This is a genomic window from Paraburkholderia sediminicola (assembly GCF_046026895.1).
Lineage (GTDB): Bacteria > Pseudomonadota > Gammaproteobacteria > Burkholderiales > Burkholderiaceae > Paraburkholderia > Paraburkholderia sediminicola_C.
In genome coordinates, this window is the sequence record NZ_JAQQEU010000043.1 from 1 (window position 1) to 26,649 (window position 26,649).

Genomic DNA, 26,649 nt, shown 5'->3' on the forward strand with positions numbered 1-26,649 from the left:
GGGCGTGGAGGCCGGCCACCGCGGGCTTTTTGCTACGGTTTCTTAATCCGGACACGGCCGCCCGCGTTGCGGACGGCCTTCTTGTTTGCTCTCCATGTGGCTGCTGTTTCGTGCAGTTCCGTTACTCGCTGCAACGCGACCAGCGCCCTCTCCGGGACGCCGGCCACCTTGGCAGCTATTAACGCCGCGCCGCGTATTGGTCGCGTAGATCGCGCACGCGATCATGGTTTTGCAGGACACCTTGATATTGCCGCTCGACGATCGCGCGTACATCCACCGGCAAATCCTTTTCGAGCGCGTCGTGATAGCGCTTCTTCGCGACATCCTCACCCTTTTCGCATTCCGCGAGGATGTCGTAGTCGCTGCGATCGGTGACCGCCGACTTCACATCGACCCAGCCACGATGCAGCGCGCCGCTCATACTGCCGCCCGTTTCCGGCTTGCCGCCCAAGGCCTGAACCGCGTCTTGCAACTCGCGCGCACCGCGCGCGCAGTCGTCGGCACGCGCCAGGAACATCGTTTTCAGTTGCGCGTCGTGCGCATCCTCGGCTGCCTTGCGAAAGCCCTTTTCGCCATCCTTCGACGTTTCGACCAGATCGTTCAGAACGGAAACAACGTTCGTAGCCATGCAATACCTCCGGGGTTTCGTTGATCGTGGAATCCGCCGCCGGTCTCGCGATACACAGGTCGGCCCGCAGCGGGGTTCGTTGCTCTATCCGCACGGGCCGTGCCTGGCGTCTTCTGCCGTCATAGCGGCTCGCAACCGATCCGAGGGGCGCAGGAATTCTTGCGAACGCGCGTAAATGCTGCGCACGGCGTTGCGCTCGCACGCCCGGGAAAGCCCGGTCCAGCGGCGTTAGCGCCACTGGCACGCCGGTTGCTGCGCCCGCAGCGCACCACGCCCGGGGTGCGCGTATCGACATACTGCAATTCGTGCGAACAATTGAAAACAGCGGGCAGGCAATAACGACAGGGAGAAAACACCATGAAGAAAATCAGAAGCGCGGAATTTCTAGTGGGCGTCGCGATCGTCGCGTCGGCCGCGGCGCTGCAGATTCGCGAACATGCGCAAGTGCAGGACGCGCCGCCTGCGAATGCGCAAGCGCCGATGTCCGCGTGCGGACCCTCGCATGACGGCCTCATGCCAGCCGGCTGCGAGCACCCGACCCGCAACGAACGTCAAACCGAACACACCCTGGCGCCTCACGGCGCGCGGCAACTCTGGGTGTGAAGGTGATCGGCGACTGAATCGCGCTTTGCGTCGAGCGCAACGCAGATATTCCGGACACCTCAAATGCAAAACGGCCCGACAAACGTCGGGCCGTTTTTCCTTCAACCGCGTCGGAAGCCGAATCGGACCGCCATCACGCATGCTTCTCGCTGTATTCGCTGAGCGGCTCCGGCGTCCTCGTCGGATCGAAATCGGCCCACCGCCCTTGCTGCCAGCGGCCGGTGGCCTTCTCGATCGCGGCGCCTCCCGCTTCGCGCAACACGCGCGCGGCGTCGAGCTGATTGTCAGGCGATACGTGCACGGCCACCAGTACGCCGGACGCGCGCGCCTCTTCGTGAAACGGCAGATGATGATGGCTGGTTTTACCGGTCTCTCGCGTGCGCGACATCGCCCCGACCAGGGATCCGATGTACGCGCCGACGCCCGCCGCGATCAGCGACACGAGCAGCGGCGCGGCGAACGCCGCGAAGATCGCGACGCCGACCACCGCGCCCACCACGGCGCCGATGGTCACGCCCATGCCCGCACCTTTGGGCGCATCTTTCGCGCCGGCGTCGGTGCCGGTGTCGCCGCCGATCGGATAACGCGCATGCTGGCCGCGCGGATTGACGAAGAAGAGCGTCACGTCTTCCTCGACGAAACCTGCGTTAAAGAGCTGTTGCGCCGCATTTTCAGCGGCCGGAAAGGTGGTGAATCTTGCTGCGACGATGAGTGACATAAGGCCTCCTTGCATCGTTGAGATAGCGTTTGCGGACCGTGCCGTCGCGAGGTGCCGCGGCTGGCCGCGCCGCACTCGCTCACTCGCGCGCTCGCACGACGGCACTACGCCGTCGCGCCGCGATCGGATTCCATGCCTTCCACTCTAAACAGTCCGCTATGCAACACTACGCCTTCTCCGTGGTTCTGGTCGAGCGCTTCGGCGCAAACCGAGCGGATGCGCTGCCGGCCTTTGTCGAACGCCTCCATCAATGCTGCTTCGAGTGCGGAGTCGGCGCCGAAGTGATCTTCCAGCGCCTCGGCGGTAATGGCGCACACCACCGCCTCGCCCTCTACCCGCGCCATGAAGCGAACCACCAGGTTAGCGCCGTCGAAGGCCGGCTTGTCGTCCGGAAAATTGATCTGCATAAGGGAGTCCTCATAGGCCGGCCGCGGCAGGATCGCGTTCATGACGAGCCCTTCATGTCGCCGGCGAGTTGCTGTGCCATCGCGAGGTGATGTTTGATGGTCGGCAACGCATGTGCGGCAGCGGCCTTCAATTGCGAGTCGGTACCGCTCTGGCTTTCCTGCTGGAACAAATCGACCGCGCGCTGATGGGCTTCCACCCCGATCTGCTCCACGTAAGCCTGATCGAATTCCTTGCCTTTCAGGCTTTGCAGCTTGCCGACCAACGCTGAATCCGCGGCCGGCGACGGCGTGAAGCCCTTCTTCGCGACGAGTGTCGCCATCCCATGCGATAGCTTCGTATGGTCGGCGATCATCTGCTGCGCGAATTTGCGCACGTGCGGATCGTTGGAATTTTTCAGCGCGATCTTGCTGGCCGCGATCTCGGTGGCGTCCGCCTTCGACGCGTCCAGCACGAACTGCTGATCGGCCGGCGAAAGCTTCGTGCGGCTGACCGGCGCGTCGCTCGCAGGCGCATCGCTGGCTTGCGCGTAAGCCGCGCCGATGCATGCCGCGCTCAAACCCAACGCGACAGTCGTGACTTGTAGGGAATACCGGAATTTCATGCATTTTCTCCCTGTTCGACGCCACGGCGAAAGCGGGCTGATTCGACGCGCGCAGCCCGGTCTTCGTACTGCGCGCCGCGTCTATCGGCTCCGCTCAAGCCGCCTTCCGCTTGGACAGTTGCGCGATCAGCGTCTTGTTAAAAGCGGGAAGATCGTCGGGTTTGCGGCTTGAAATCAGATTGCCGTCTTCGACCACTTCCTGATCCACCCAGGTGCCGCCCGCGTTGCGAATATCGTCTTGCAGACTCGGCCAGCTCGTGACCGTGCGTCCCTTGATGATGCCCGCCGACACCGGCAGCCACGTGCCGTGACAGATCACCGCGATCGGCTTCTTCGCGCTGTCGGCGGCCTTGATGAACGCTTGTGCGTGGGGCAGCAGACGAATCGCGTCGCCATTCACCACGCCGCCTGGCAACACCACTGCGTCGTAGTCGTCCGCGCGCGCCTTGTCGAAGGTCGAATCGACGTCGACGGTGTCGCCTTTGTCGAGGTGCCTGAAACCCTGGATCTTGCCGGGCTTCGCTGAGATGACGTGCACCGTGGCACCCGCTTCCGCGAGCGCCCGCTTCGGTTCGACCAGTTCGGCCTCCTCGAAACCATCGACCGCGAGTACTGCCACCTTGTAACCATTCAGCGTGCTAGCCATGCGTACTCTCCTTCCTGTGACGCGGGGACCGGGCGCATTGCGCGAAGTCGCCGCCGGTTTCGCTTGTTCATGGATGTTCAGCAAAAGACATGCCTATCTGATGTCTTGCGCCGAACGCTCACGCGCGCGGTATAGACCGTTAAAGACCGGTCGGGTCTTCGTCGAGACCGTCGTCGTCATCCGGCGCGAGCGGATCGATCACCCGATCGGGTTCGAGATCCTGGTCCGCCGTCAGCGTCGAATCGCCGTCGGCGGACGCGCGCTCGCCGGTGCCGGCCCGATCCGTGTCGCTGGCGAGTTCGGCGTCGCCGATTTCGAGCGCGTGGTTGTCCAGTTCCGAGTCGACGTCGAAAACATGCCGCTTCGCACCCGCGACGTCGCTGCCGCTATCGGACGAATCGCTCGGGCCGAGCGCGCCGGTGGTGCCGGAGGTTTGCTTCACGACCTGTTGGGGCTCTTCATCGGGATTCAGTGTGCTGCTCATGGCGCTCTCCTTGGTTCGTGGGTCACCACTGCAACTGCGCAAGGAGCGTTCCGCCGCCTCACGCCGCCCTCACGCCGCCTGACGATGCGGCGCGCGGCTGGACGCGCCGGGCATTGCCTTTGCTAGCAGCCATTCACGGCGCCGCGCGCGCCTCATGGCTGAAACTGCTTGAAACTTCTACCTGCAACGATGGCCGCCACGACCTCTTCGACGCCACGCCGTCCGCAAGCGCTGGACGATAATGCGAACCCATCCGCCCCGCTCGCGATGCCGCCGGGTCTGCGGCATGCCGACGACACGCGGCCCGGCTACTCGCGCAAGCGTGAAAAAGACGGCTTCGCCTACTTCGACGCGGCCGACAAGCGCATCGTCGACGCAGACGAAATCGAGCGCATCAACGCGCTCGCCATCCCTCCCGCTTACGAGGACGTATGGATCTGCGCCGATCCGCGCGGCCATTTGCAGGCGACGGGCCGCGACGCGCGCGGCCGCAAGCAATACCGCTATCACCCGCGCTGGCGCGAAACGCGCGATGCCGATAAATACGAGCGCATGGCCGAGTTCGGCCGCGCACTGCCGAAGATTCGCGCGCGTGTCGCCCGCGATCTCAAGCTGCCGGGCATGCCGTGCGACAAAGTGGTCGCGACGATCGTGCAATTGCTGGACACCACGCTGATCCGCATCGGCAGCGTCGAATATGCGCGCGATAACCAGTCATACGGATTGACGACGCTGCGCAAGAAGCACGTGAAGATCGAAGCGGGCCAGTTGCGCTTCAAGTTTCGCGGCAAGAGCGGCATCGAGCACGACGTGACGGTCGAGAATCCGCGCATCAAACGCATCGTGCGCCGCTGCGCCGATTTGCCCGGCCACGACCTATTCCAGTATCTCGACGAGGACGGCACGCGGCACACCGTCGGCTCGGCCGACATCAACGACTATCTGCGCCGTGCGAGCGGCGCGGATTTCACCGCGAAGGATTATCGGACGTGGGCCGGCAGCGTCTACGCACTGGCCGCGCTGCGGCGGCTGATGTGCGGCAGCGCGGCGGAAGCGCGCCGTCATATCGTCGCGACCATCAAGGACGTGGCGGCCTTGCTGCGCAATACGCCGACGGTCTGCCGCCGTTGCTATATCCATCCCGCCGTGATCAGCGCGTTCGAAGCGGACGAGTTGCAAAGCCTGCAACCTGGCCGCTCGCGACGCGGGTTGAGAGTGGATGAAGCCGCGTTTGCCGCGCTGCTCGCGCATGCGGAGCAGCGCGCGGCGAAACTCGCGCTTCAGGCTGGTGCGAAGGGCCTCAAGATGCGCGACGCGGCGGTGGCCGACAGTATCGAAGGGTCGCTGACGACGTTGCTGAAGAAATCGCGCGTGGCGCGCAAAAAAGCCGCGGCGAAGGCTAATGGGAAAGCCGCGCCGTCAACCGCGCGAGCGATTGCGCAGACAGGCGCTGCGGTTGCGCAGCGTGAGGCAAAAGGCGCGGCTCGTTGAGCCGCTAGAGCGCCGGAACAGCGAATGCGTTATTGCCAAACACCTGTTCACTTATTCGTATCGCTGTTCCGAAGCAATCGGCCATAAAGCGTCGCCCGCGCGCGCGTGCGCAAAACGCTGCGGATTCGAACGGATCGGCACTGGGCGCGCCGATCCGACCTCTCCCACTTTGCTCTTTCAACTGCAAAGCGGAACGATCTCGCATACAGGCATTGCAAACGCGCCCGCCATCGTTCACTGCCCCTTCGTGTCGCTGCTTGCATTCGCGCCGGGCATGTTGGTCGTATCGTTCATCGGCTTCTTCGCCTGGGTCTTCGATTTCGACATGTGATTCATCTTGCCGGAACTCATCGCCCCGGATGCGGGTTCGCCACCCGCGGTCGCCCCGGCAGTCGCGGCGCCATGCGCATTGCCCGAGCCGCCGGTTCCGGCGTTACCGCCATTGCCGTTGCCGCCGCCCGCTTGCGCGAACGCCGCGCCCGACATTGCAACGAGTGCCGAGACCAGCAGTGCTTTTGAAAATTTCATCGATATCTCCTTGAGTAGATAGGCAGCGTATTGATGACGCTCGCCGAGCGCATCATGCCTATCGTTTGCGATCGGCGATGACGGTGGCCTACGCCAGTGTCCATCCAATATCCAGCAAGCGCTATGCCGCACAAAGTACGGTTCGCGCGACTCGTTAGCGCCGCAAACCGCAGACATATGGACTGGTTCTGCTCGTGCAGCTCGCCCGAGTCGCCGAAATATTTTCAAACGCGCGAGCAGGCTTTACGTGTGCCGTTGATGAATGCGTTCCGCCCACCGCCGTGACGATCTTCACCCAGCGATGGAACGCCGGTTGCTCAACTCTCCGGTACATCCATCCTGGAGGGGAGTCACATCATGCTCAATCAGTCACAGACGCAAAGCGGCACGGCGCAAAGCCAGGGAGCCCGTATCGTCGGCAAGGGCGCCGCGACGGCCGACGGTCCCGGGCCGGACGTGATGGCGGCCGCCACGCTCGACGGCAACCGCGTCATCAGCAGCGACGGCGAGGACATTGGCAAGATCAAGGACATCATGCTCGACGTCCGCTCGGGCCGCGTCGCTTATGCGGTGCTGTCGAGCGGCGGCTTTCTCGGCATCGGCGACAAGTTGCTCGCCATTCCATGGCACGCATTGACGCTCGACACGCAGCAGAAGTGCTTCGTGCTCAACATGGTCGCCGAACGCGTGAAGAACGCCCCTGGCTTTGACAAGGATCACTGGCCGTCGATGGCGGACCAGACGTGGGCGACCTCCGTGCATCAGTACTACGGCAGCGAACCGTACTGGGGCGACAGCTACGCGCGGCGCGACGATGTGGACGTCGGCGCGATTCGGCCGGGATCGTCGGACGCGCCCGAGGCTGGCGGACTGAAGCTGTAGTCCGCGTCTCTGCGGGGGTCCACGCATCATGCGCCGGCATGCCACGTTCGCGGCAGCCGGCGCGTTCCACTGCGTCCATGCGCGTGCCACGCACTCGAATCAGTCACTCCGCCGTATAGCGGCAAACATAGCGCGATAAGGAGGCAAACCCATGGCCGCCCGAAGACCCACCCGCAAATCGAAACGTCCGGTCGCGCGCGGCAGATCGGGACGACCGCCCCGCCAGCGGCACGCGCAGGCCCATGCCGCGCATCGCGCGAAAGTTGCGAAATCAGGCCGCGCATCCAGTTCGCGCAAGTGGTCGCATCACGTGATGGAGACCAGCGACGCGATGGATATCGAACACGATGTCTTCAAATCCGGCAGCGCCGAGTCGATCGCGCAGTCGCTCAAGCACTCCTCGACGAAAAGCCGCCGCCGCAAGAGCACGCCGTATCAATCGGCGATGTCGATGCTCAACTTCTACATCAATCGCGCGGGCCGCAATCTGCCGAAGGAACGCCGCGCCACCTTGCAGCAGGCCAAGCGCAAGCTGCGCGAAGCATTCGGACGGGCGCCTTGAGCGGGCCTCCCGAGCGGGCCACGACGCAACGCGCTTAGCCGCCGGCCTCTTTCAACCAGCCGGCATCTGGCATGATCGAACAATGCCGGCCTCCAGCGGGAATTCATGCGCGAAACATTGTGGTTTCTCATAGTCGGCGGGGTCCTGGTATTCATGGGGATCGCGGCGACGACGCTGCGGCGCCTACCCGTCAGCGCCGCGATGTTTTACCTCGCGATCGGCTATGCGCTCGGGCTGCCCGGCATCGCGCTATTGCGCCTCGATATGACAGCGGACGCCCGGCTGCTGCGCATCATCACCGAAGTCGCGCTGCTCGTCTCGCTGTTCGCCATCGGCCTGCGTCTACGCTTAGGCGTACTGGAAAAGCTCTGGACCGTGCCGCTGCGCCTCGGCGTCCTTGCCATGCTGGCGACCATTCCGCTGCTGACACTATTCGGCGTGTACGTTCTCCAGCTTGCCTGGGGACCGGCCTTGCTGCTCGCCGCGATCCTCGCGCCGACCGATCCGGTGCTGGCCCACGACGTGCAGGTGCACACGCCCGGCGATCACGACCTGCTGCGCTTCGCGCTATCCGGCGAAGGCGGTCTCAACGACGGCATCGCACTGCCCTTCGCGATGCTCGGCCTCGCGCTCTGCGCGGCGCCCTCCGGTCAGGGCGCCGAATTGCTGAATCTGAAGCTCGCGGGCAGCGTCGTGTGGGGCGTGGTGGGCGCGCTGGCGATCGGCGGGATGCTCGGCTGGGCGACGACGCACGCGCTGGCCTGGCTGCGCACCCGTCATGCGCAGGCGCTCGGCCTCGAGGGCTTCTTCGCGCTCGGACTGATCGAACTGTCGTTCGGGGCCGCGCAACTCGCGCAGACCTATGGCTTTCTCGCGGTGTTCGCGGCGGGCGTCGCGATGCGCCGCGTCGAGCATCGGGCGAGTGGCGGGCAGTCGCCGCGCGAGGCGATCGGCACGGTCGATTCGGAAGACGTCGAAGCCACCGCGGCCAATCCGAGCAAGGCGCACGCGTATATCACCGAGTCGGTGATGGGCTTTACGATCGAACTCGAACGCATCGCCGAGGTGGCGGTGATGGCGATGGTCGGCAATGTGCTCGCCACGTTGCAAGCGCCGCTCTTCACGTGGCAGACGGTCGCGTTGAGCGCCGCGCTGTTCGTGATCGTGCGGCCGGTGTCGGTGGAGCTCTCGCTGCTGGGATCGAGCGCGACGCCGACGCAGCGTCGCCTGATGAGCTGGTTCGGCATACGCGGCATCGGCTCGTTCTACTATCTCGCGTTCGCGCTCGAACACGGCACGGCCGCCGACGTGCTGCCGCTGATGCCGCTCGTGCTCGCCGTGGTCGCCGCGTCGGTGGTGATTCATGGCGTGTCGGCGACACCGTTGATGAACTGGTATCACCGGCTGCGCGGCGGTGAAAAATAGCCGCTGCCGCCTCGCTCCGTCTCGTCTGGTGTGTCCGGTCGAAAACTGGAGTCGCTAGAATACGAAACCTTCGTGCCGCGCCAACGCGCCTTCCCTTCGATGACCTCACCCGACGATTCACGACGAACAGCCAGGGCAAGCGCGGCCAATTCGCTGTTTGCCTTTCTGAAGGCGCTGCCGCTCGGCGAGCGGCTGATCGAAGGCGGTTTCATGGCCGTGCAGGCGGTCGCCGGCGCGAGTCTCGCGATTGCGATCGGCCGCGCGCTGCATACCGAGCAGGCCTTCTGGGCCGCGATCACCGCGATCGCGGTGAGCCAGCACAGCTATATCGACACTCGCAACCTGTCGCGCGATCAGTTCATCGGCGCGATGGTCGGCGGCGTCTGCGGACTCGCCGGGGCGTTGCTCGGCCCAGGCCACTTGGCCGCCTATGCGGCCACCGTGGCGGTGGCGATCGTGATCAGCTGGATCGTGAACGTGGGTAGCGCGGCGCGCCTGGGCGGCATCACCGCGACCATCATGCTGCTGGCGCCGGGCGTCGGCCCCGCGTGGGACAAAGCCTTGCTGCGTCTGGGCGAAGTGACGATCGGCACGATCTGCGCGCTGCTGGTGGCCTGGCTGATGGCGCGGATCGAGCAGCGCTGGTTCGGCAAACCCGGTCGATCCAGCCAACCGCGCTAGCTTTGCGCGGCGGCGTCCTCCTGCGGCTGACGCCGGTAACGCCCCGGCGTCACGCCGACGCTCTGCGCGAATGCCTTGCCGAACGCGGCCTCGGACTGATAGCCCACCGTTTCGCCGATCTCCGCGACGCTGCGCTGCGTGCGCCGCAGCAGATCGCAGGCGATCGTCATGCGAATCCGCGTGAGGAAGTCCATCACGGTCATGCCCGCGCGTTCGTTGAAATGGCGCGCGTAGGTCGCGCGGGACATCGCGGCGAGATCGCCGAGTTCGGCGATCGTCCACGCGCGCTCGGGCGCGTTCAGCATGCCTTGCACCGAAGCGCCGAGGCGCGCGTCGGCGAGCAGGCCGAGCACGCCGGAAGTGGCCGGGTTGTGCTCGCCGTGCACGCGCAGCGCCATCGCGAACAGGGCGTGGCTCAATGCCGTGACGATCGCGAGCGCGCCCGGCTGACGATGCTCCGCTTCCGTGCGCATCAGCCCGATCACCGTCTGCAATGCGTCCAGTGGTTGCGCGTCGCCCAGCGACACATGAAACGGATCGGGCAACGCGTTGAGCAGCAACGCGGATGAACCCGGCGCATAGACGAAGCGGCCGCAGAGCAGGTCGAGGTCGGTACGGGATCGGGTGGGCGTGGGCTCGCTGCCGTCGTTGCGCCGCAAAGGCAACATGCCGTCGTGACCGGACGTCACCGGCGCGCCGCTGCCCGAACGTTTCACGTCACGCACGCGATGCGCGGCGCCGCGCGGATACAGCATGAAGTCGCCCGCCTGCAGCGGCACCTGTGCGCCGCCGGCGGTCTCGATCAGGCACGCGCCGCCGAGCACCAGATGAAACGGCGCAATGCCCGCTTCCAGCCGCGCGTGATCGATGTCGAAGCCGCCCGAGAACAGGCAGCGCAGATCGAGGCTGGCTTGCGGTCTTGCGAGGTCGATCAGTCGGCTGAGCGTGTCCATGAGACGATCGCGCTAAAAGTTGAGCCAAACGAGTATTCAGGATATCGGGACCCCGCGCAATACTTTGTCCCACGACGCCGGCACCCGCCGACGCGCAGCAGACAAGGAGGATTGCCATGTTGAACTGGATCGATTACCGCAAAGCGCTGTTCGGCCGCATCGGCGAAATTGCCAAACTGTCGCCGGATACCGTGAAGGCCTATCAGACGATGTCGAGCGCCGGCCAGAAGGCCGACCTGCTGGGCGCCAAAACGCGCGAGCTGATTTCTGTCGCGGTGGCCGTGAGCCTGCGTTGTGACGGTTGTATCACCGTGCACACCGCCGAAGCGCTCAAGCACGGCGCGACGCGCGAGGAAATCGCCGAAGCGCTTGGCGTGGCGGTCGCAATGAATGCGGGCGCGACGATGGTGTACTCGGCCCGGACGATGGATGCGGTGGCGGCTTATACCGCTGAGGCAACCCCAGCCGCGGCACAATAAGCGGTAGAGGGCAGGCCGCGCCACGTCGGCCCGCAGACTATTGCGGCTGGGAGTGGCGCGGTTTCGCCTCAAACTTTGGCGTCACGCGGCGCGCGGCAGGCGCGGCAGTTTGCGCGTTGTGCGTTGCACATTGCGCGTCGCCTCCCGCGCCTCGCCCTACCCCTCGCTGCAACCACCTACCCCCCACTTACGTCCCACGCCGCGTCTGCGCAAGCTGCTGACGTCGCCCTTCTCCCTGACGCTCCAGCATCCAGCCCGGATACTCGGCAGGCAGCGTGCTGACCTTATCGAGCTTCGCCAGTTCTTCAGCGGTCAGCGTCACGTCGGTGGCCGCGATATTGTCGTCGAGCTGTTCGACTTTCTTCGCGCCGACGATCACCGTGCTGACCACGCGTTGATGCAGCAGCCACGCCAGCGCGATCTGCGCCACCGACACCTGCTTCGCGCCGGCAATCTCCCGCATCGCATCGATACAGTCATACGCGCGCTCGCGGTCGACCGGCGGAAAATCGAAACTCGTGCGGCGGCTGCCCGCTTCGCCCTGCTGCTCGCGCCCGTACTTGCCGCTCAGCAAGCCGCCCGCGAGCGGACTCCACACCATCAGCCCGAGGCCTTCGCTGTGCAGCATCGGCACGAGTTCGCGTTCGAGGTCGCGGCCGGCGAGCGTGTAGTACGCCTGCAGCGTTTCGAAGCGCGCGAGCCCGAGGCGCTCCGCGATGCCGAGCGCCTTCACGATCTGCCAGGCGGCCCAGTTCGACACGCCGACATAGCGCACATGTCCATGCCGCACGAGCGTATCGAGCGCGCGCACGGTCTCTTCGATCGGCGTGGCCGGATCGAAACCGTGGATCTGGTACAGGTCGACGTGATCGAGTTGCAGGCGCTTCAGACTCGCCTTCACCCCGTCGATGATGTGATAGCGCGACGCGCCCCGCGCATTCGCAAATTCGCCAGTCTGGCCGAACACCTTGGTCGCCACAACGACCTTGTCGCGCGGCACCTTGAGGTTCTTCAACGCCTGGCCGGTAATCTGCTCGGACAGGCCGTCCGCATAGACGTCGGCCGTGTCGATGAAATTGATGCCCGCGTCGAGCGCCCGGCCGACCAGCCGCTCCGCGTCGCCCTGCTGCAGATCGCCGATCTGCTTCCAGATGCCTTCGCCGCCGCCGAAGGTCATGGTCCCCAAACATAGTTCTGAAACAAACACACCGGTACGGCCAAGCTGGTTGTATCGCATCGTCGAAGCTCCATCTTTGCGTGGGTGAAGAGGTGAGCGGTAGAGAGTACTGCAATTGGCGCGATCCGGCAGGACGCGCGCGGACCTCGGCGCACCATCGTTTACGGCGATGTTTCAGCCTGCTTACGATTCGCCCAGCGGCGGTGATGACCGGCGGTAGTGAACGCTCGCGAGCGCGATTTGGCCGCCTACGAAAAATCGCGGCGCAGCCGTCCCGACTTCATGGATCGGTTCAACGTATAAAAAGAAAATGCGGCCATCAAAGTCCGTCGGCAACGCCTGCAAAAACCTGCCAGACTGGCTGCTGTCCTTCGCAACCGGGCCGTTATTGACCGCCCTCTGGATATGGCACGCCCCGCCCCCATCTACGTCAGCATGACTTCGGCCACGACTTCCGCCGCACTGGATGCGGCTCCCGGCTCCGCGGCTGCCGATTGCGTCGCGGACCGCGCTTCGCCTTCTTCGACGCACCGCGCGCTGGACGACTTCCATCCGGCGGTCGCCGGCTGGTTCCTCAAGACCTTCCCCGCCCCGACCGAAGCGCAAGCCGCCGCGTGGCCGCAGATTCGCCGCGGCCGCTCGACGCTGGTCGCCGCACCGACCGGTTCGGGCAAGACGCTCACCGCGTTCCTCGCGGCGCTCGACGATCTGGTTCGGCAAGGCCAGGCCAACGGCGGTGTCTTACCCGACGAAACCATGGTGGTCTATGTGTCGCCGCTCAAGGCGCTGTCCAACGACATCCGCCTGAATCTGCAGATGCCGCTGCAGGGCATCGCCGCGGAACTCGACGCGCGCGGACTGCCGCCGCTCGATATCCGCACGGCCGTACGCACCGGCGACACCACGCAGCAGGAACGCAACGCGCTAAGGAAGCGCGCGCCGCATATCCTCGTGACCACACCGGAGTCCCTGTACGTGCTGCTCGGTTCGGACTCGGGCCGGCGCATGCTGTCGACGGTGCGCACCGTGATCGTCGATGAAATCCACGCGCTGGCCGGCAGCAAGCGCGGCAGCCATCTCGCGCTCAGCCTCGAACGTCTGGACGCGCTATGCGAGCGGCGCCTGCCGCGCATCGGCCTGTCCGCCACGCAAAAGCCGGTGAGCGCGGTGGCGCGTTTTCTGGTGGGCGGTGCGAGCATCGACAGCGGGATTCCCGCCGACTGCGCGATCGTCGACGTGGGCCACGTGCGCGAGCGCGATCTCGCGCTGGAAATCCCGCCCGTGCCGCTCGAAGCGGTGATGCCCAATGAAGTGTGGGAACGCGTGTACGACCGTCTCGCCGAACTGGTCGCGCTGCACCGCACGACGCTGGTGTTCGTCAACACGCGGCGCATGGCCGAGCGCGTTGCGCGTCATCTGACCGAGCGGCTCGGCAAGGAGGTCGTCGCCGCCCATCACGGCAGCCTCGCGAAAGAACATCGCTTCGACGCCGAGCAACGGCTCAAGCGCGGCGAACTGCGCGTGCTCATTGCGACTGCGTCGCTGGAACTCGGCATCGATATCGGCGACGTCGATCTGGTCTGCCAGATGGGTTCGCCGCGTGCGATCGCGCCGTTCCTGCAACGCGTCGGGCGCTCGGGCCACCATGTCGGCGGCATGCCCAAAGGCCGGCTGTTTCCGGCCTCGCGCGACGACCTGATCGAATGCGCGGCGCTGCTCGATTGCGTGCGGCGCGGCGAACTCGACGCGCTGCGGATTCCACGCGCGCCGCTCGACGTGCTCGCGCAACAGGTCGTCGCCGAAGTGTCGAGCGCCGAATGGAACGAGGACGCGCTGTTCGCGCTGATGCGGCGCGCCGCGCCCTACGCGGAACTGGCGCGCGAGCAGTACGACGCGGTGCTGCGCATGCTCGCCGAGGGCTACACGAGCCGCCACGGTCCGCGCGGCGCGTATGTGCATCGCGACGTGGTGAGCGGCACGTTGCGCGGCCGACGCGGCGGCAAGCTGGTCGCCGTGACCTCGGGCGGCACGATTCCCGAGAACGCGGACTACGCGGTGGTGCTCGAACCCCAGGCGATCAACATCGGCACCGTCAACGAGGACTTCGCGGTCGAGAGTCTCGCCGGCGACGTGTTTCAGCTGGGCAATGCGTCGTACCGGATTCTGCGTATCGAGAGCGGCCGCGTGCGGGTCGAGGACGCGCAGGGGCAGCCGCCGAACATTCCGTTCTGGCTCGGCGAGGCGCCAGGACGCAGTGATGAACTGTCGTTCGCGGTGTCGCGTTTGCGCGAGGAGATTGGACGGGTGCTTGAGGGGCGCGATTCTGAGGCAGAAGCGCCGAAAAACACGAAAGCGCACGGCGCTAAAGCGGGGACTGGCGCGGCCACCCCCGCGAAATCAACAGGCAAAAGCGAGGCCAAAGCGCAAACCGTGAGCGCATCCGAGCCGGCGGAAACATCGACCCGCGCCGCAACCGTAGCGCAATACGAACCCGCGTCCGAGGCCGAACCCATCTCCGGGCGCATCGAACGCGCGATCGGCTGGCTCTGCGACACCCTCGATCTCGACGAAGCCGCCGCGCGTCAGATCGTCGACTATCTCGCCCGCGCCCGCGCGGCGCTCAGCGTGCTGCCCACGCAGAGCACGCTGGTCATGGAGCGCTTCTTCGACGAATCCGGCGGCACGCAACTCGTGATCCACGCGCCCTTCGGCAGCCGCGTGAACCGCGCGTGGGGCCTTGCGCTGCGCAAGCGCTTCTGCCGGAACTTGAACTTCGAACTGCAAGCGGCGGCCACCGAGGACGCGATCGTGCTGTCGCTGACCGGCAGCCACTCGTTCGTGCTCGACGACGTGTGGCGCTATCTGCATTCGAACAGCGCCGAGCATCTGCTGATCCAGGCCTTGCTCGACGCGCCGCTGTTCGGTGTGCGCTGGCGCTGGAACGCGACCACCGCGCTCGGCTTGCCGCGCTATACCGGCGGCCGCAAGACCGCGCCGCAACTGCAGCGCATGCGCAGCGAAGACCTGCTCGCGAGCGTGTTTCCCGAACAGGCCGCATGTCTGGAGAACGTGGTCGGCGAACGCGAGCTGCCGCATCATCCGTTAGTCGACCAAACCGTCGACGACTGTCTGCACGACGCCATGGATAGCGAAGGCTGGGTCGCGCTGCTGCGCCGTATCGAACAGGGCGAGGTGCGACTGGTGGCGCGCGATCTGCCGGCGCCCTCGCCGCTAGCCGCCGAAATCCTCAACGCGAAGCCATACGCTTACCTCGACGACGCGCCGATCGAGGAGCGTCGCACGCAAGCCGTGCTGAACCGCCGCTGGACCGATCCGGCCAGCGCCGACGACCTCGGCGCGCTCGACGCCGACGCGATCGACAGCGTGCGCGGCGAGGCGTGGCCGGAGGCGCGCAACGCCGACGAGATGCATGAGGCGCTGACCGGCCTCGCGTGCATCACGCAAGCTGAAGCGCGCGGTCATGAAGGCTGGCCCGCGTGGCTCGCGTCGCTGGCCGACTCCGGCCGCGCGACCCGTCTGCAAATCGCCGACGATGCCGCCGTCTGGTTGCCCGCCGAGCGCGTCACCTGCTTCGAGGCGCTCTACCCCGACGCGCCGCGGGCCGCCTACACACCGCAACTTGTGGCGCCGAAAGGCTACACCGACCGCTGGACCGCCGACGACGCACTGCTCGACGTGCTGCGCGCGCGCCTGACGGGCTTCGGCCCACTGCCGGTCAGCGCGATCGCGCAGCCGTTGAGGTTGCCGCCCGCCGCGGTCGAGCAGGCGCTCACGCGCCTCGAAGCGGAAGGCTATCTGATGCGCGGCCGCTTCACGCCGCAAACCGCCGAAGAAGAATGGTGCGAACGCCACCTGCTCGCGCGGATTCACCGCTACACGGTAAAACGCTTGCGACGCGAGATCGAACCCGTGGAACGGCATGACTTCATGCGCTTTCTGTTCGAATGGCAGCATCTGAGCCCGGACACGCGCAGCGAAGGCCGCGACGCACTGGCCGCCGTGCTCGACCAGCTCGAAGGCTACCAGGCCGCCGCCGGCGCGTGGGAAGAGGACATCCTGCCCGCGCGCGTGAAGACCTACATGAATAGTTCGCTCGACGAACTATGCCGCGCCGGCAAGATCGTCTGGACCCGGCTCACCGAGCGCGCGCGCGGCGCGGCGGGCCCGATCCGCAGCACGCCGATCGTGCTGCTGCCACGCGTCCACGTGCGCATCTGGCGGGCGTTGCTCGACACCTCCAGGCCGCCGGAATTATCGGCGCTCGCGCAGAGCGTGTACGACACGCTGTCGCAACACGGCGCGATGTTCTTCGACGAATTGCTCGCCGACGTCCGCGTGCTACGGATGGAACTGGAAAATGCGCTGGGCGAACTGGTCGCCGCCGGCCTCGCGAACTCCGACAGCTTCGCGGGCTTGCGCGCGTTGCTGAAGCCGGTCGCGAAGCGCAATGCGTTTTCGAGCAACCGGCGCGCGCGTTCGAGCGCGCTGATCGGCGGGATGGACGACGCGGGCCGCTGGGCGCTCGTGAGCCGGCGCGCCGTTGCAACGGAACCGGCGCCGCAGCGTGAGCCGCAGCGCCGCCGGCAGTTGCCGCCCGAAGTGCTGGAGCATGTCGCGATGACCTTGCTGCGCCGCTATGGCGTGGTGTTCTGGCGCTTGCTCGAACGCGAGGCCGAGTGGCTGCCGCCCTGGCGCGATCTGCTGCGCGTGTTTCAACGGCTCGAAGCGCGCGGCGTGATTCGCGGCGGGCGCTTCGTGCACGGTCTGGCCGGCGAGCAGTTTGCGTTGCCCGAGGCGATTCCCGTGCTGCGCGAAGTTCGGCGGCATGCGAACGACGGTGCATTCGTGTGCGTCGCCGGGACCGATCCGTTGAATCTCGCTGGAACGCTGCTCGTCGGCGAGCGGGTGCCGGCTGTCGCGGGAAACCGGCTGCTGTTCCGCGATGGCGTGGTGGTGGCCACGCTCGTCGCCGGGAGATTCTGGTTCGACGCGTCGGTGGAGGCCCATCCGGCCGAGAGGGATCGGGCGCGCGCATTGCTGGCGCGACGGTTCTAGGAATTTTTCGCGCATGCGCGAGCAGGTGAGCGAACCGTTGCACCCCGATGGCTCGTCGAACTCGCGCAACGCATGAAGCCCGCGACACCATACGGATAGCGGCCCCACCCGCCCGAAAAAAACCCTCAAGCTCTCGAACGATTGACCGTTAATGTTTATAAGCCCGAATTCCACCGCTTCGCTACAATGGGGGCAGTCTTAAGTATGAAGACTGTATGCCGCCTCGCGCTTTGACGGGGACTACCGGCACACACCGCCCGGGGATTTCATGAACGACGACCAACACGACCGGTTGCTTTATGCGCGGTTCGGCACAAGCAGCCCTTGCTGGCGTCTGTCGGCCGACAGCAACGCACTCGAACTCACGCCCGTGACCGGCGAAGTGCCTGCCAATGTCGCGATTGCACTGAATCCCCAACAAACATCGCAAATCCGCTGCCTCACTGGCGTGACTTCGCACATCGTCGTCGACGTGCACCTCGCAGGCGCACCGTTGCGCCTGCATCTCGTCGGTAAGAAACTCAATAGCGACACTTGGGCCGGCACCGCGTCGGCTTACGACGACACGGAGTCGGTCGTGCGCGATCTGGCGCAGGGCCTCTCGTTTGCCGAGCAGGTCGTCTCCGAAGTCAATTCGGTCGTGGTCATCGTCGATAGGCATGGCCGGATACAACGCTTCAACCGGCTCGCCGAAGAACTCAGCGGCATCAAGGAAGCAAACATCATCGGCAGCAACGCGTGGGCGCTGTTGATGCCGTCCCAGGACGATGCGGCCGCCAGCGCGAACTTCGCCGACGTCTTCGAGCGCGGCGTGCCGTACGACGTGAAACGGCGCATCAAAACGGTGCATGGCGAACGGCTGTTTCTGTTCCGCAATAAATTCGTCCACAGCGGCAGAGGGGCCGACGAACGACTCCTGATCTGCTCGGGCACGGACATCACCGAGCAAAGACTCGCGCAGGAACGGCTCACCGAACTCGCCAACACCGACGAGCTGACCGGCCTGTCCAACCGCAACGCGATCCAGGACAAGATCCGCGCGGCAATCGAACACGCCGGTCCGCACGAAGAAGTCGGCGTGCTGTTCCTGGATCTCGACAACTTCAAGAAGGTCAACGACCACTACGGCCACGTGTTCGGCGACGACCTGATCCGCGACGTGTCGGCGGCCATCGGCGGCTGCCTGAACGAGGGCGACGCGCTCGCGCGGCTCGGCGGCGACGAGTTCATCGTGCTCGCGGCGCGAGGCACCTCGCACGAACTCGAAGCCACCGCGCAGCGCATTCTGGAACGCATGCGCGCGCCGTTCGCCGTCGGGCTCGTCGAGGTCTACACGGGCTGCTCGATCGGCATCGCGCGCTATCCGCAGCACGGCGACAGCCTCGAATCGCTGATCCGTTCGGCCGATACGGCCATGTACGTCGCCAAAGACGCCGGCAAGCGCACACATCGCGTGTTCTCGCCGGACATGAACCGCCGCGTCGCCGAATACATGTGGCTCGACACGAATCTGCGGCGCGGTCTCGAAGAGGGCCACCTCACGCTGCATTACCAGCCCAAGCTGTCGCTCGCGAGCGGCACGGTGCAGGGCGCCGAGGCACTGGTGCGCTGGAATTCGCCGGAACGCGGACAGATCATGCCGGCGGACTTCATCCGTTATGCGGAAGAATCCGGGCTGATCGGCGTGCTGGGCCGTTGGGTCATGGAGTCCGCCGCGAAGCAGGCTGCCAGATGGAAGGCGGACGGCTATAACCTGCGCGTCGCGATCAACGTGTCGGCGCGGCAACTGGCCGACCCCGCCGTGGTCCGGCATTTCACCGAGGCGCTGCAGCACGCCCAACTCGACCCCTGCCTGCTCGACCTCGAACTCACCGAGAGCTGTCTGATCGAGGACGAAGCGGCCGCGATCGAACTCATCACGCAGTTTCGTGAGCTCGGCGCGCAGGTTCATCTGGACGACTTCGGCACCGGCTACTCGTCGCTGTCGCAACTGGGCCGCATTCCGCTCGACGTCATCAAGCTCGACCGCAGCTTCGTGCGCTCCATCAACGCCGACACCAAGGCGCAAGCGCTGGTGCGCTCGATGGTGGCGGTCGCCCAGGAACTCGATTTCAAAGTGGTCGCCGAAGGCATCGAAACTGAATCGGAAGAAATGTTCATGAAGGGCCTCGGCGTGGACTACGTGCAGGGCTTCCTGTATGGCCGCGCCATGCCGGTCGCCGAATTCGAACGCTGGATGCAGGATCGGCAGCGGCTCCGGCTGATCGCCTGAGCTTCCCGCGGCTCGATGGGCCGATGCCCCTGCTCGGCTCATGCGCATCGGCTACGCCGCGTCCGCGCATGCCACGCCGCCTTTATTGCAACCGCGCGCTCCAGCGGGCCGCTGCTTCATCGCTCATGCCGACGGCCAGCGCCGCGTCGCGAATCTGCGTCCAGGTGGCCGGGTCCACCGGGATGCCAGCGGCCTCCCGTTGCGCGCGTGTCACGCGTTCGGGTTCGCCCGGTTCGTAGATGCGTTCGGTGCCCGCCGCGAGCGGCGAAGCCTTCACCCAGGCGATGAATGCATCCGCTTCCGCTTGCGCATCGGGGGCGTCGAATGCGGCAGGATCGATGATCACCGACAGCATGCAGTTGATGATCGCATGGGTCGTGCAGAGCGTATCCGCGTGCGTCGTGAAGCCGCCTGACAGCGCCCCGCCGAAAATCTCGCACATCGCCGCAAGCCCAAAACCCTTGTGGCCGCCGAACGGCGTCAGCGAGCCGAACGGCGCTTCGTGCATGACCTTCGGTTCGAGCGTGGGAAAGCCTTGATGATCGATCAACGCACCGGGCGGCGCATGCTTGCCCTGGTTGTACGCCACGCGGATCTTGCCGTAGGCCACCGTGCTGGTCGCGAAGTCGAGCACGAGCGGCGGCTTGCCGGGCCGCGGATACGCCGCGCAAAACGGATTCGTGCCGATGCGCCGGTCCGCGCCGCCGAACGGCGCGACGAGCGGATCGCCCGCGACGTTGACGAAGTGAAACGACACCAGTCCAGCCCGCGCACACTGTTCGGCCCAGTGGCCGATGCGCCCGATGTGATGCGCGCCGCGCAAGCCGACCGCGCAGATGCCGAGCCGTTTGGCGCGCTCGATGCCGTGCTCCATCGCCTCGAACGCGACCACCTGGCCGAAGCCCTTGCCGCCTTCGACCGTCAACACGGCGCCGGCGTCCTTGACGATTTCGGCATGCAGATTCAGTTGCAGTTGCGCATCGGCCAGTGACGCGACATAGCGCGGGATCATCCCCACGCCATGCGAGTCGTGTCCGGTCAGATTCGCCGCCACCAGATGATCCGCGACCAGTTCCGCTTCGCGCGGCGTGCTGCCCGCCTGCTCCCAGATCGCCTTCACGTAGGCATGCAGTTGATCGGCCGGAATCCGGAGGGTGGCGGGTTGAGCAGTCGCGTTATGGGTCATTCAATGGTCGGTGTCAGTGACGGGTTTGAACAGCGCATCAGTCAAAGCCCGAGCGAAGCAGGACGCTCGGGCCACAACACTCAAGGCGCTCAAGGCGGTCAAGGCGCGGCGGCGATCACTTCGGCGACCGCGGCCGTGAGCTTCTTGCCGTACGGCACATGCAGGAACTCGTTCGGTCCGTGCGCATTCGACTTCGGCCCGAGCACCCCGCACACCATGAACTGCGATTTCGGGAAGCCCGCCTTCAGCACGTTCATCAAAGGGATCGTGCCGCCCTGGCCCATGTACGCGACATCGGCGCCGTAGTGGCGACGCGACGCGCCGTTGAGCGCGGTGGCGAGCCAGGGCGCGAGGTCGGGCGCGTTCCAGCCGCTCGCTGCGCCCGCGTCGGGCTTGAATGTCACCTTCGCGTTGTACGGCGGATCGAATTCGAGCAGCGCCTTCAGTTCGGCCACGGCCTTTTCCGCTTCGATCAGCGGCGGCAGACGCAGCGACAGTTTGAACGCGGTGCGCGGGCGCAGCACGTTGCCGGCATCGGCGAGCGCGGGCAGCCCAGCCGCGCCGGTCACCGACAGCGACGGACGCCACGTCGAATTGAGCAAGGCTTGCTGAGGGTCGGTGGTGGTGGGCAGCACCTGACGGCCGTCCTGGCCGCACGCCCACGGCAGTTTCTTCCAGACGTCGTCGCCGAGAATCTGCGCGGTCGCTTCCGCTTCGCGCAGACGGTCGGACGGCACCGGGCAATGGAAACCCCTCGGCAGCAGCGTGCCGTTGGCGGCGTCCTCCAGCCGGTCGAACAACTGCCGCATGATGCGGAAGCTCGACGGCGCGATCCCGCCGTAGCCACCCGAGTGGATGCCTTCGTCGAGCACCTGCACTTCGAGGTCGCCGGCGACGAGTCCGCGCAGCGATGTGGTGAACCACAGTTGATCGTAATTGCCCGCGCCCGAATCGAGGCACACGACGAGACCCACCTTGCCGAGCCGTTCGCGCAGCGCGTCGACGTAGGGCAGCAGATCGTAGCTGCCGGACTCCTCGCAGGTTTCGATCAGGCCGACACAACGCGGACGCTCGACGCCTTGCGCGTCCAGCGCGGCGAGCGCCGTCAGGCTCGCGTAGATCGCGTAGCCGTCGTCGGCGCCGCCGCGGCCATAGAGCTTGCCGTCCTCGAGCTTCGGCGTCCACGGGCCGAGGTCGGCGCGCCAGCCGTCGAATTCGGGCTGCTTGTCGAGGTGGCCGTACAGCACGATGGTTTCCTCGCTGCCCGAACGGGTCGCGGCCGTTTCGAAGAAGATCACCGGCGTGCGGCCGGGCAGTCGGATCACTTCGAGTTTCAGGCCGCGCACGGGCTGCTGTTCGGCCCATTGCGCGGCGTCGGTGATCACGCGCTCCAGATAGCCGTGCTTGACCCAGTCGGGATCGAACGCCGGACTCTTGGCCGGCACCGCGATGTAATCCGTCAACGCGGGCACGATCTCGTCGTTCCACTTGCGGTCCACGAATTCGCGCAGCGTTTCGGGGTTCAGGCGTTGCGTCTGCTGGGTCGTATCGTCGGAAATCATGATGGCGGTCCTGGCGGTTCGGTTCGGTCGAAATGGCCATGATAGTCCGGATGCGGGATCGGCTGAACCCCTTGGCGCACGCAGGCGCGCCGCAGGCGCCGGAGCGCGGATCGGCCATTCGCGCGACAATCGCGCCATGGAGCGCGTCTCAGGAGCCCTCTCATGCATGGCAACGTGATCCAGGTAGTCGGCGCGGTGGCCGCGCTGGCGCTGTATTTTCTGCCCGCCCTTCTCGCGGACCGCCGCAAGCGTCACGACCTGCTGACGCTGGCGCTCTTCAATGCGTGCGTCGGCTGGACCGGGTTTGGCTGGCTGCTCGCGCTCTACTGGTCGTTGCAGCCGAACCCGCCGAAGAACGTCGCTGGCGAGGTGGTGCAGACGCGCAAGATCGTGCGAATGCGAGCGTTTTCGTCCGCGCTCATGCTGCGCGTGCAGAAACGCGGGTCGGCGCGGAACCGTCAGGAAGATTGATTCTGCTGGTGCGCTCGGGCCGGGAGGTGGCCAGTCGGAGAGCGCTCGGCCCGCTTGGTGGGGCCGGCTGGGCTGGAGTTGGCCGCAGCGGTTCACCCGAAACGCGGCCGGATCTATCGACCGCCTTTCGGCTCATTCAATCCATTCAAGCGGCACGGCCAACCCGTTGCGATTGCACGGAGCCAGCCGGAATCGAGCGCGGCTCGGCTCGCACACTGGCGGGAGCGAACATCTCGCGGCGCAGTTCGCCGTGTTCGTCGAACCACTCGCAGATCAGCCAGTGGCCCGGATTGAGGGCGACCGGACCTGCATAGGTGACGGTCATGCGCGGGCCTCCGGCTTTCAACGTCACGACGTCGCCGACATTGAAGTGGGTGGCTGCCGGTGTGTGGAATGCGTCAACGGTAGCGGTCAGCATATTATTCCCCTACGGAACCTTTGAGCGTTATTTAAGTCAGCGCGCCGGGTTTTCGACATTCGACCTGCGAGGGAGGACTCTAAAGTTCGCAAAGATTAACAACCGAATTTAAATGCGGCAAGCGTTTTTTATTGATACCGTTTTCATCGACGCTGGAATGGCTTTCAATGTCGGCCCGCGTTGTTTGAAACCAGGAAAATCCCTGAAAGCCCGCTGCCACCCGCCCGCCATGCCGCACTGCACTATGGCGCCAATCACTCCGGGCACGCCTCACTACTCAGTACAAAATCTCCGCACATTCTTCACATCTAAACGTGGCTCAAATGCAGCGCGGGGTTTATCGCAGTCGTCCCGACGTGAAAGTTACCCATGAAGGAAAAAACCACGGGTAAATAACCGGCTTACTATGCCGTTATTTAATGCGCTCGATAATGTGCGCAAACCAACGGTTGAAAACGATTACCACCGTCCTATTTTCAAGCCGGCTGCGCGGAACGGCGCAGCACCAGTTGCTGATGCCGCACCAGCGAAACGCTCAAACCGATGCACACGAACATCAGCAGCGCGTTGATCGCGAGGCTGATCTGGAACCCGTGCGCGTACGCCCCGGGTGCCGCGCTGCCGCCGATCGCTCCGAAGAACGCGCCGCTGATCGCCGCCGTGCCGAACGCCGACCCGATCTGCAGTGTCGACGACACCACGCCCGACGCCAGCCCGGCTTTCTCCGGCGCGACTTCGTGCAACACGATGCGCATGATCGACGGCAGCAGCAAGCCGTGGCCGACGCCCGCGCACACCAGCCCGGCGTAGAACAGCAGATCCGGCGTAGCGGATTGGGTCGCGGACCAGCCGGTGATCGTGAAGCCGAGCGTCATCATCGAGAAACCGAGCGTGAGCACATGGCCACCGATACGCTTGATCACCGCGGGAGACGTCAGCGGCCCGATCACGAAGCCGATCGCAAACGGCATGATCGCCATGCCTGACGCGAGCGGCGTCCAGTGCAGGCCGGTTTGCAGGAAGATCCCGTAGGTCAGGAAGAACGCGCTATTGCAGTAAAACAGGAACGCGAGCACCAGCCCCAGCGCGAACGCGCGGTTGCGGAACAGTTGCAGGTCCACCAGCGGATGACCGCCGCGGCGCTCGACACGCCGCTCGGTCGCCACGAACAGCGCGAACGCGGGGACCGCGAGCGCGAACATCACGAAAGTCCATGCCGGCCAGCCGGCTTCGCGGCCGTGCGTCATCGGGTATATCACCAGCAGCAGCACCACGGACAGCAGCGCGACGCCCTTCAGGTCGACGCCGGTTCGTGTGGCAGGCAGATTCTCCGGCACGAACTTCCACGTACCGACAAACGCCGCAATGCCGATCGGAATATTGATCAGGAAGATGATGCGCCAGTCCAGTCCGAACGGGTGGTACGTGATCAGCGCGCCGCCGCCCAGTTGACCGACAATCGACGACAGCCCGAACACGAAGCCGTACAGGCTCATCACCCGGGTCTGCTGATGCAGCGGCACGACCGCGCGGATGGTCGCGAGCACTTGCGGCGCCATCACCGCGGCGGCGATGCCCTGCACGATCCGCGCGATCACCAGCATGTGGCCGCTGGTCGCCAGGCCGCATAGCGCCGAGGCGGCGACGAACGCGGCCATTCCGGTCATGAACATTCGGCGCCGGCCGAACAGATCGCCGAGACGGCCGCCCGTGATCAGCAGCACCGCGTACGCGGACGCGTAGGCGGAGACTACGAGCTGCAATTGCGCGTCGGTGGCGGCGAGGCCGGTGTGGATCGACGGCAGCGCGAGATTGACGATGAAATAGTCGAGCGGCGCGAGGAAAGCGCCGACGAACAGCACCGCGAGCGCGAGACCCTGGCGTTCGAAGTGCGGCGCGGCTTTTTCCGCCGATTTTTCCGCGGCCTTTTCCGCTGACACGGCCGCAGCCATGCCGGCGGCCACCGTCCCCGGACAGGCCACGGCGCCCACGAGCGCACGCGCTGGACCAACAGATGCCGCAGGAGCGGACTTGATCGCTTCGCTATTCATGACTGACCGTTCAAAAACTAGGCAAAAAAATTTAGACGAGCGCGCGCATCGCGACGTCCACTATCTCGATGAGCGCGTCTTCCTTGTGAGCGACCCGCCCTAACACGCGCAGCCCCTGCATCACGCACAGCAGGAAATCGCCGACGGCTTTTTCGTCGAGCGTCGAATTGAATGCGCCGCTCGCCTGGCCTCGAATCACCGACGCCGCCAGCAGCGTCGCCATACGGCGCTGGATAGCCGCAACCCGGGCGCGCAGTTCCTCGTCGCCCGGCTGCATTTCGAGCGTGGTGTTGGTGATGAAGCAACTGCGCTCGCCGGTCAGCGCGCAGGCGGCCCGCGCGTAATGCAGCAAAGCGTTGCGCAGCGCCTCTTCCGGCGGTACCGGCGCGCTCAGCCGCTCGGCGAGCCGCGCGACCGAGCCTTCCGCGTAATGCTCCAGCGCGGCGAGCATGATGCCGTGCTTATCGCCGAACACGCCGTACAGACTCCCGCGCAACAGTCCCGTGGCTTTGCACAGGTCGTCGATCGACGTGGCGTGGTAGCCGTGGTGCCAGAACACCTGGCTCGCGCTTTTCAACACGGTGTCCGTGTCGAACTCGCGCGGCCTGCCTCGTGGACACACTTCGCCGGCTTTTTTCGCGGATTGCTTGAAAGGACCAGATTGCTTCATGGGCTTGATATTATGACTAACCGTTCAACAAATCAAGGCCGGGTTTTCGTAGGGAACGGCCAAGGGGTTGCGCAGCCTGCCGATCGACATAGAAAAAGCCGGCGGCAGGAGCTTGCTCCACCGCCGGCCTTATCGCGTGACGTCTGGCTGAAAAAGCGCGCGAACTCAGGTTTCGAGTTTCGCGTCCATCGTAATCGTTGCGTTCAGGACCTTGGACACGGGACAGCCTGCCTTCGCGTCCGCGGTGGCCTTGTCGAACGCGGCCTTGTCGCCGCCGGGGATTTTCACCGCCACATCCAGATGCACCGCGGTGATCGTAAAGCCGCCGCCGTCCTTGTCGAGTGTCACGGTGGCGGTCGTGCCGATGCGTTCGGGCGTGATGCCGGCCTTGCCCAGTTCCGCCGACAACGCCATCGAGAAACAACCCGCGTGCGCAGCCGCAATCAGCTCTTCCGGATTCGTGCCGATGCCGTCCGCGAAGCGTGTCGCAAACGAGTATTGGGTCTCCTTGAGGACGCCGCTGTCGGTGGAAATCGAGCCCTTGCCGTCTTGCAGGCCGCCTTGCCAGACTGCTGATGCCTTGCGCTTCATCGCTCTCTCCTGTTGTGCCCTGCTGCGCGTGCTTGACGACCGAAGATGATGTCCGCCGCGACGGTCTCGCCCGGATGTTCGCGGTT

Annotated in this window: 25 protein-coding genes; 10 read left to right on the forward strand and 15 right to left on the reverse strand. The window is 65.5% G+C overall.

What is annotated here, in order from left to right; genetic code table 11:
* Window positions 1-178: 178 nt before the first annotated feature.
* Window positions 179-628, reverse strand: coding sequence for a PA2169 family four-helix-bundle protein (locus tag PQR02_RS25800; protein ID WP_408237828.1), 450 nt, complete (start codon window positions 626-628; stop codon window positions 179-181).
* Window positions 629-985: 357 nt separating this feature from the next.
* Between PQR02_RS25800 and PQR02_RS25805 the strand changes: the two genes are divergently transcribed.
* The gene (locus PQR02_RS25805) at window positions 986-1,231 is read left to right on the forward strand and encodes a hypothetical protein (protein WP_408237831.1); all 246 of its coding nucleotides are present in this window, start codon (window positions 986-988) and stop codon (window positions 1,229-1,231) included.
* Window positions 1,232-1,364: 133 nt separating this feature from the next.
* Here PQR02_RS25805 and PQR02_RS25810 read toward each other — a convergent pair whose 3' ends face one another.
* The 5 genes from PQR02_RS25810 to PQR02_RS25830 form a co-directional block, all read right to left on the reverse strand.
* Window positions 1,365-1,949, reverse strand: coding sequence for a hypothetical protein (locus PQR02_RS25810; RefSeq protein ID WP_408237834.1), 585 nt, complete (start codon window positions 1,947-1,949; stop codon window positions 1,365-1,367).
* Between the two features lie 104 nt (window positions 1,950-2,053).
* Window positions 2,054-2,398, reverse strand: a complete 345-nt coding sequence (locus PQR02_RS25815; protein WP_408237837.1) for a DUF1488 family protein — start codon at window positions 2,396-2,398, stop codon at window positions 2,054-2,056.
* A complete protein-coding gene (locus PQR02_RS25820; RefSeq protein WP_408237840.1) occupies window positions 2,395-2,958 on the reverse strand; it encodes a DUF4142 domain-containing protein in 564 nt (187 codons plus the stop codon). Before PQR02_RS25820 ends, PQR02_RS25815 begins: the two co-directional genes overlap by 4 nt.
* 94 nt (window positions 2,959-3,052) lie before the next feature.
* The gene (locus tag PQR02_RS25825; protein ID WP_408237843.1) at window positions 3,053-3,604 is read right to left on the reverse strand and encodes a type 1 glutamine amidotransferase domain-containing protein; all 552 of its coding nucleotides are present in this window, start codon (window positions 3,602-3,604) and stop codon (window positions 3,053-3,055) included.
* Between the two features lie 139 nt (window positions 3,605-3,743).
* Window positions 3,744-4,088 (reverse strand): chemotaxis protein, encoded by a 345-nt coding sequence (locus tag PQR02_RS25830; protein ID WP_408237846.1) that lies wholly within the window; start codon window positions 4,086-4,088, stop codon window positions 3,744-3,746.
* Between the two features lie 189 nt (window positions 4,089-4,277).
* Between PQR02_RS25830 and PQR02_RS25835 the strand changes: the two genes are divergently transcribed.
* Window positions 4,278-5,579: a DNA topoisomerase IB gene (locus PQR02_RS25835; protein WP_408237971.1), complete on the forward strand. Its 1,302-nt coding sequence runs from the start codon at window positions 4,278-4,280 to the stop codon at window positions 5,577-5,579.
* Window positions 5,580-5,813: 234 nt separating this feature from the next.
* Here the strand turns inward: PQR02_RS25835 and PQR02_RS25840 are convergent, their stop codons facing one another.
* Window positions 5,814-6,107: a hypothetical protein gene (locus tag PQR02_RS25840; RefSeq protein ID WP_408237849.1), complete on the reverse strand. Its 294-nt coding sequence runs from the start codon at window positions 6,105-6,107 to the stop codon at window positions 5,814-5,816.
* A gap of 357 nt (window positions 6,108-6,464) precedes the next feature.
* Here PQR02_RS25840 and PQR02_RS25845 point away from each other — a divergent pair, with 357 nt between their 5' ends.
* The 4 genes from PQR02_RS25845 (at window position 6,465) to PQR02_RS25860 (ending at window position 9,657) form a co-directional block, all read left to right on the forward strand.
* Window positions 6,465-6,989, forward strand: a complete 525-nt coding sequence (locus tag PQR02_RS25845) for a PRC-barrel domain-containing protein (protein WP_408237852.1) — start codon at window positions 6,465-6,467, stop codon at window positions 6,987-6,989.
* A 151-nt stretch (window positions 6,990-7,140) separates the two neighbouring features.
* Complete coding sequence (locus PQR02_RS25850) at window positions 7,141-7,551, forward strand: DUF3175 domain-containing protein (protein ID WP_408237855.1); 411 nt, start codon at window positions 7,141-7,143, stop codon at window positions 7,549-7,551.
* Window positions 7,552-7,656: 105 nt separating this feature from the next.
* Window positions 7,657-8,976 (forward strand): cation:proton antiporter, encoded by a 1,320-nt coding sequence (locus tag PQR02_RS25855; protein ID WP_408237858.1) that lies wholly within the window; start codon window positions 7,657-7,659, stop codon window positions 8,974-8,976.
* A 99-nt stretch (window positions 8,977-9,075) separates the two neighbouring features.
* Window positions 9,076-9,657, forward strand: coding sequence for an FUSC family protein (locus tag PQR02_RS25860; RefSeq protein ID WP_408237861.1), 582 nt, complete (start codon window positions 9,076-9,078; stop codon window positions 9,655-9,657).
* Here the strand turns inward: PQR02_RS25860 and PQR02_RS25865 are convergent.
* A complete protein-coding gene (locus PQR02_RS25865) occupies window positions 9,654-10,610 on the reverse strand; it encodes a cupin domain-containing protein (RefSeq protein ID WP_408237864.1) in 957 nt (318 codons plus the stop codon). The genes PQR02_RS25860 and PQR02_RS25865 overlap by 4 nt on opposite strands.
* A 116-nt stretch (window positions 10,611-10,726) precedes the next feature.
* Between PQR02_RS25865 and PQR02_RS25870 the strand changes: the two genes are divergently transcribed.
* Complete coding sequence (locus PQR02_RS25870) at window positions 10,727-11,089, forward strand: carboxymuconolactone decarboxylase family protein (RefSeq protein WP_408237867.1); 363 nt, start codon at window positions 10,727-10,729, stop codon at window positions 11,087-11,089.
* Window positions 11,090-11,276: 187 nt separating this feature from the next.
* On the opposite strand, the gene PQR02_RS25875 is transcribed toward PQR02_RS25870, so the two are convergent.
* Complete coding sequence (locus PQR02_RS25875) at window positions 11,277-12,326, reverse strand: aldo/keto reductase (protein ID WP_408237870.1); 1,050 nt, start codon at window positions 12,324-12,326, stop codon at window positions 11,277-11,279.
* Window positions 12,327-12,671: 345 nt separating this feature from the next.
* On the opposite strand from PQR02_RS25875, the gene PQR02_RS25880 reads away from it, so the two are divergent.
* Both PQR02_RS25880 and pdeR read left to right on the forward strand, forming a co-directional pair.
* The gene (locus tag PQR02_RS25880) at window positions 12,672-17,342 is read left to right on the forward strand and encodes a DEAD/DEAH box helicase (protein ID WP_408237873.1); all 4,671 of its coding nucleotides are present in this window, start codon (window positions 12,672-12,674) and stop codon (window positions 17,340-17,342) included.
* A gap of 268 nt (window positions 17,343-17,610) precedes the next feature.
* On the forward strand, window positions 17,611-19,614 hold the full coding sequence (gene pdeR / locus PQR02_RS25885; protein ID WP_408237876.1) for a cyclic di-GMP phosphodiesterase: 2,004 nt from the start codon (window positions 17,611-17,613) through the stop codon (window positions 19,612-19,614).
* Between the two features lie 82 nt (window positions 19,615-19,696).
* On the opposite strand, the gene PQR02_RS25890 is transcribed toward pdeR, so the two are convergent.
* Window positions 19,697-20,800: a malate/lactate/ureidoglycolate dehydrogenase gene (locus PQR02_RS25890; RefSeq protein ID WP_408237879.1), complete on the reverse strand. Its 1,104-nt coding sequence runs from the start codon at window positions 20,798-20,800 to the stop codon at window positions 19,697-19,699.
* A 98-nt stretch (window positions 20,801-20,898) separates the two neighbouring features.
* Window positions 20,899-22,362: a M20 family metallopeptidase gene (locus tag PQR02_RS25895; protein WP_408237882.1), complete on the reverse strand. Its 1,464-nt coding sequence runs from the start codon at window positions 22,360-22,362 to the stop codon at window positions 20,899-20,901.
* A 162-nt stretch (window positions 22,363-22,524) separates the two neighbouring features.
* Between PQR02_RS25895 and PQR02_RS25900 the strand changes: the two genes are divergently transcribed.
* Window positions 22,525-22,833: a superinfection immunity protein gene (locus tag PQR02_RS25900; RefSeq protein ID WP_408237885.1), complete on the forward strand. Its 309-nt coding sequence runs from the start codon at window positions 22,525-22,527 to the stop codon at window positions 22,831-22,833.
* Window positions 22,834-22,978: 145 nt separating this feature from the next.
* On the opposite strand, the gene PQR02_RS25905 is transcribed toward PQR02_RS25900, so the two are convergent.
* The 4 genes from PQR02_RS25905 to PQR02_RS25920 all read right to left on the reverse strand — a co-directional run bounded on the left by PQR02_RS25905 (window position 22,979) and on the right by PQR02_RS25920 (window position 26,563).
* On the reverse strand, window positions 22,979-23,251 hold the full coding sequence (locus PQR02_RS25905; RefSeq protein ID WP_408237888.1) for a YodC family protein: 273 nt from the start codon (window positions 23,249-23,251) through the stop codon (window positions 22,979-22,981).
* 476 nt (window positions 23,252-23,727) lie between these two features.
* The gene (locus tag PQR02_RS25910) at window positions 23,728-25,302 is read right to left on the reverse strand and encodes an MFS transporter (protein ID WP_408237891.1); all 1,575 of its coding nucleotides are present in this window, start codon (window positions 25,300-25,302) and stop codon (window positions 23,728-23,730) included.
* Window positions 25,303-25,333: 31 nt separating this feature from the next.
* A complete protein-coding gene (locus PQR02_RS25915; RefSeq protein ID WP_408237894.1) occupies window positions 25,334-25,972 on the reverse strand; it encodes a TetR/AcrR family transcriptional regulator in 639 nt (212 codons plus the stop codon).
* Between the two features lie 165 nt (window positions 25,973-26,137).
* Window positions 26,138-26,563: an OsmC family protein gene (locus PQR02_RS25920; RefSeq protein WP_149669253.1), complete on the reverse strand. Its 426-nt coding sequence runs from the start codon at window positions 26,561-26,563 to the stop codon at window positions 26,138-26,140.
* Between the last annotated feature and the right edge of the window lie 86 nt (window positions 26,564-26,649).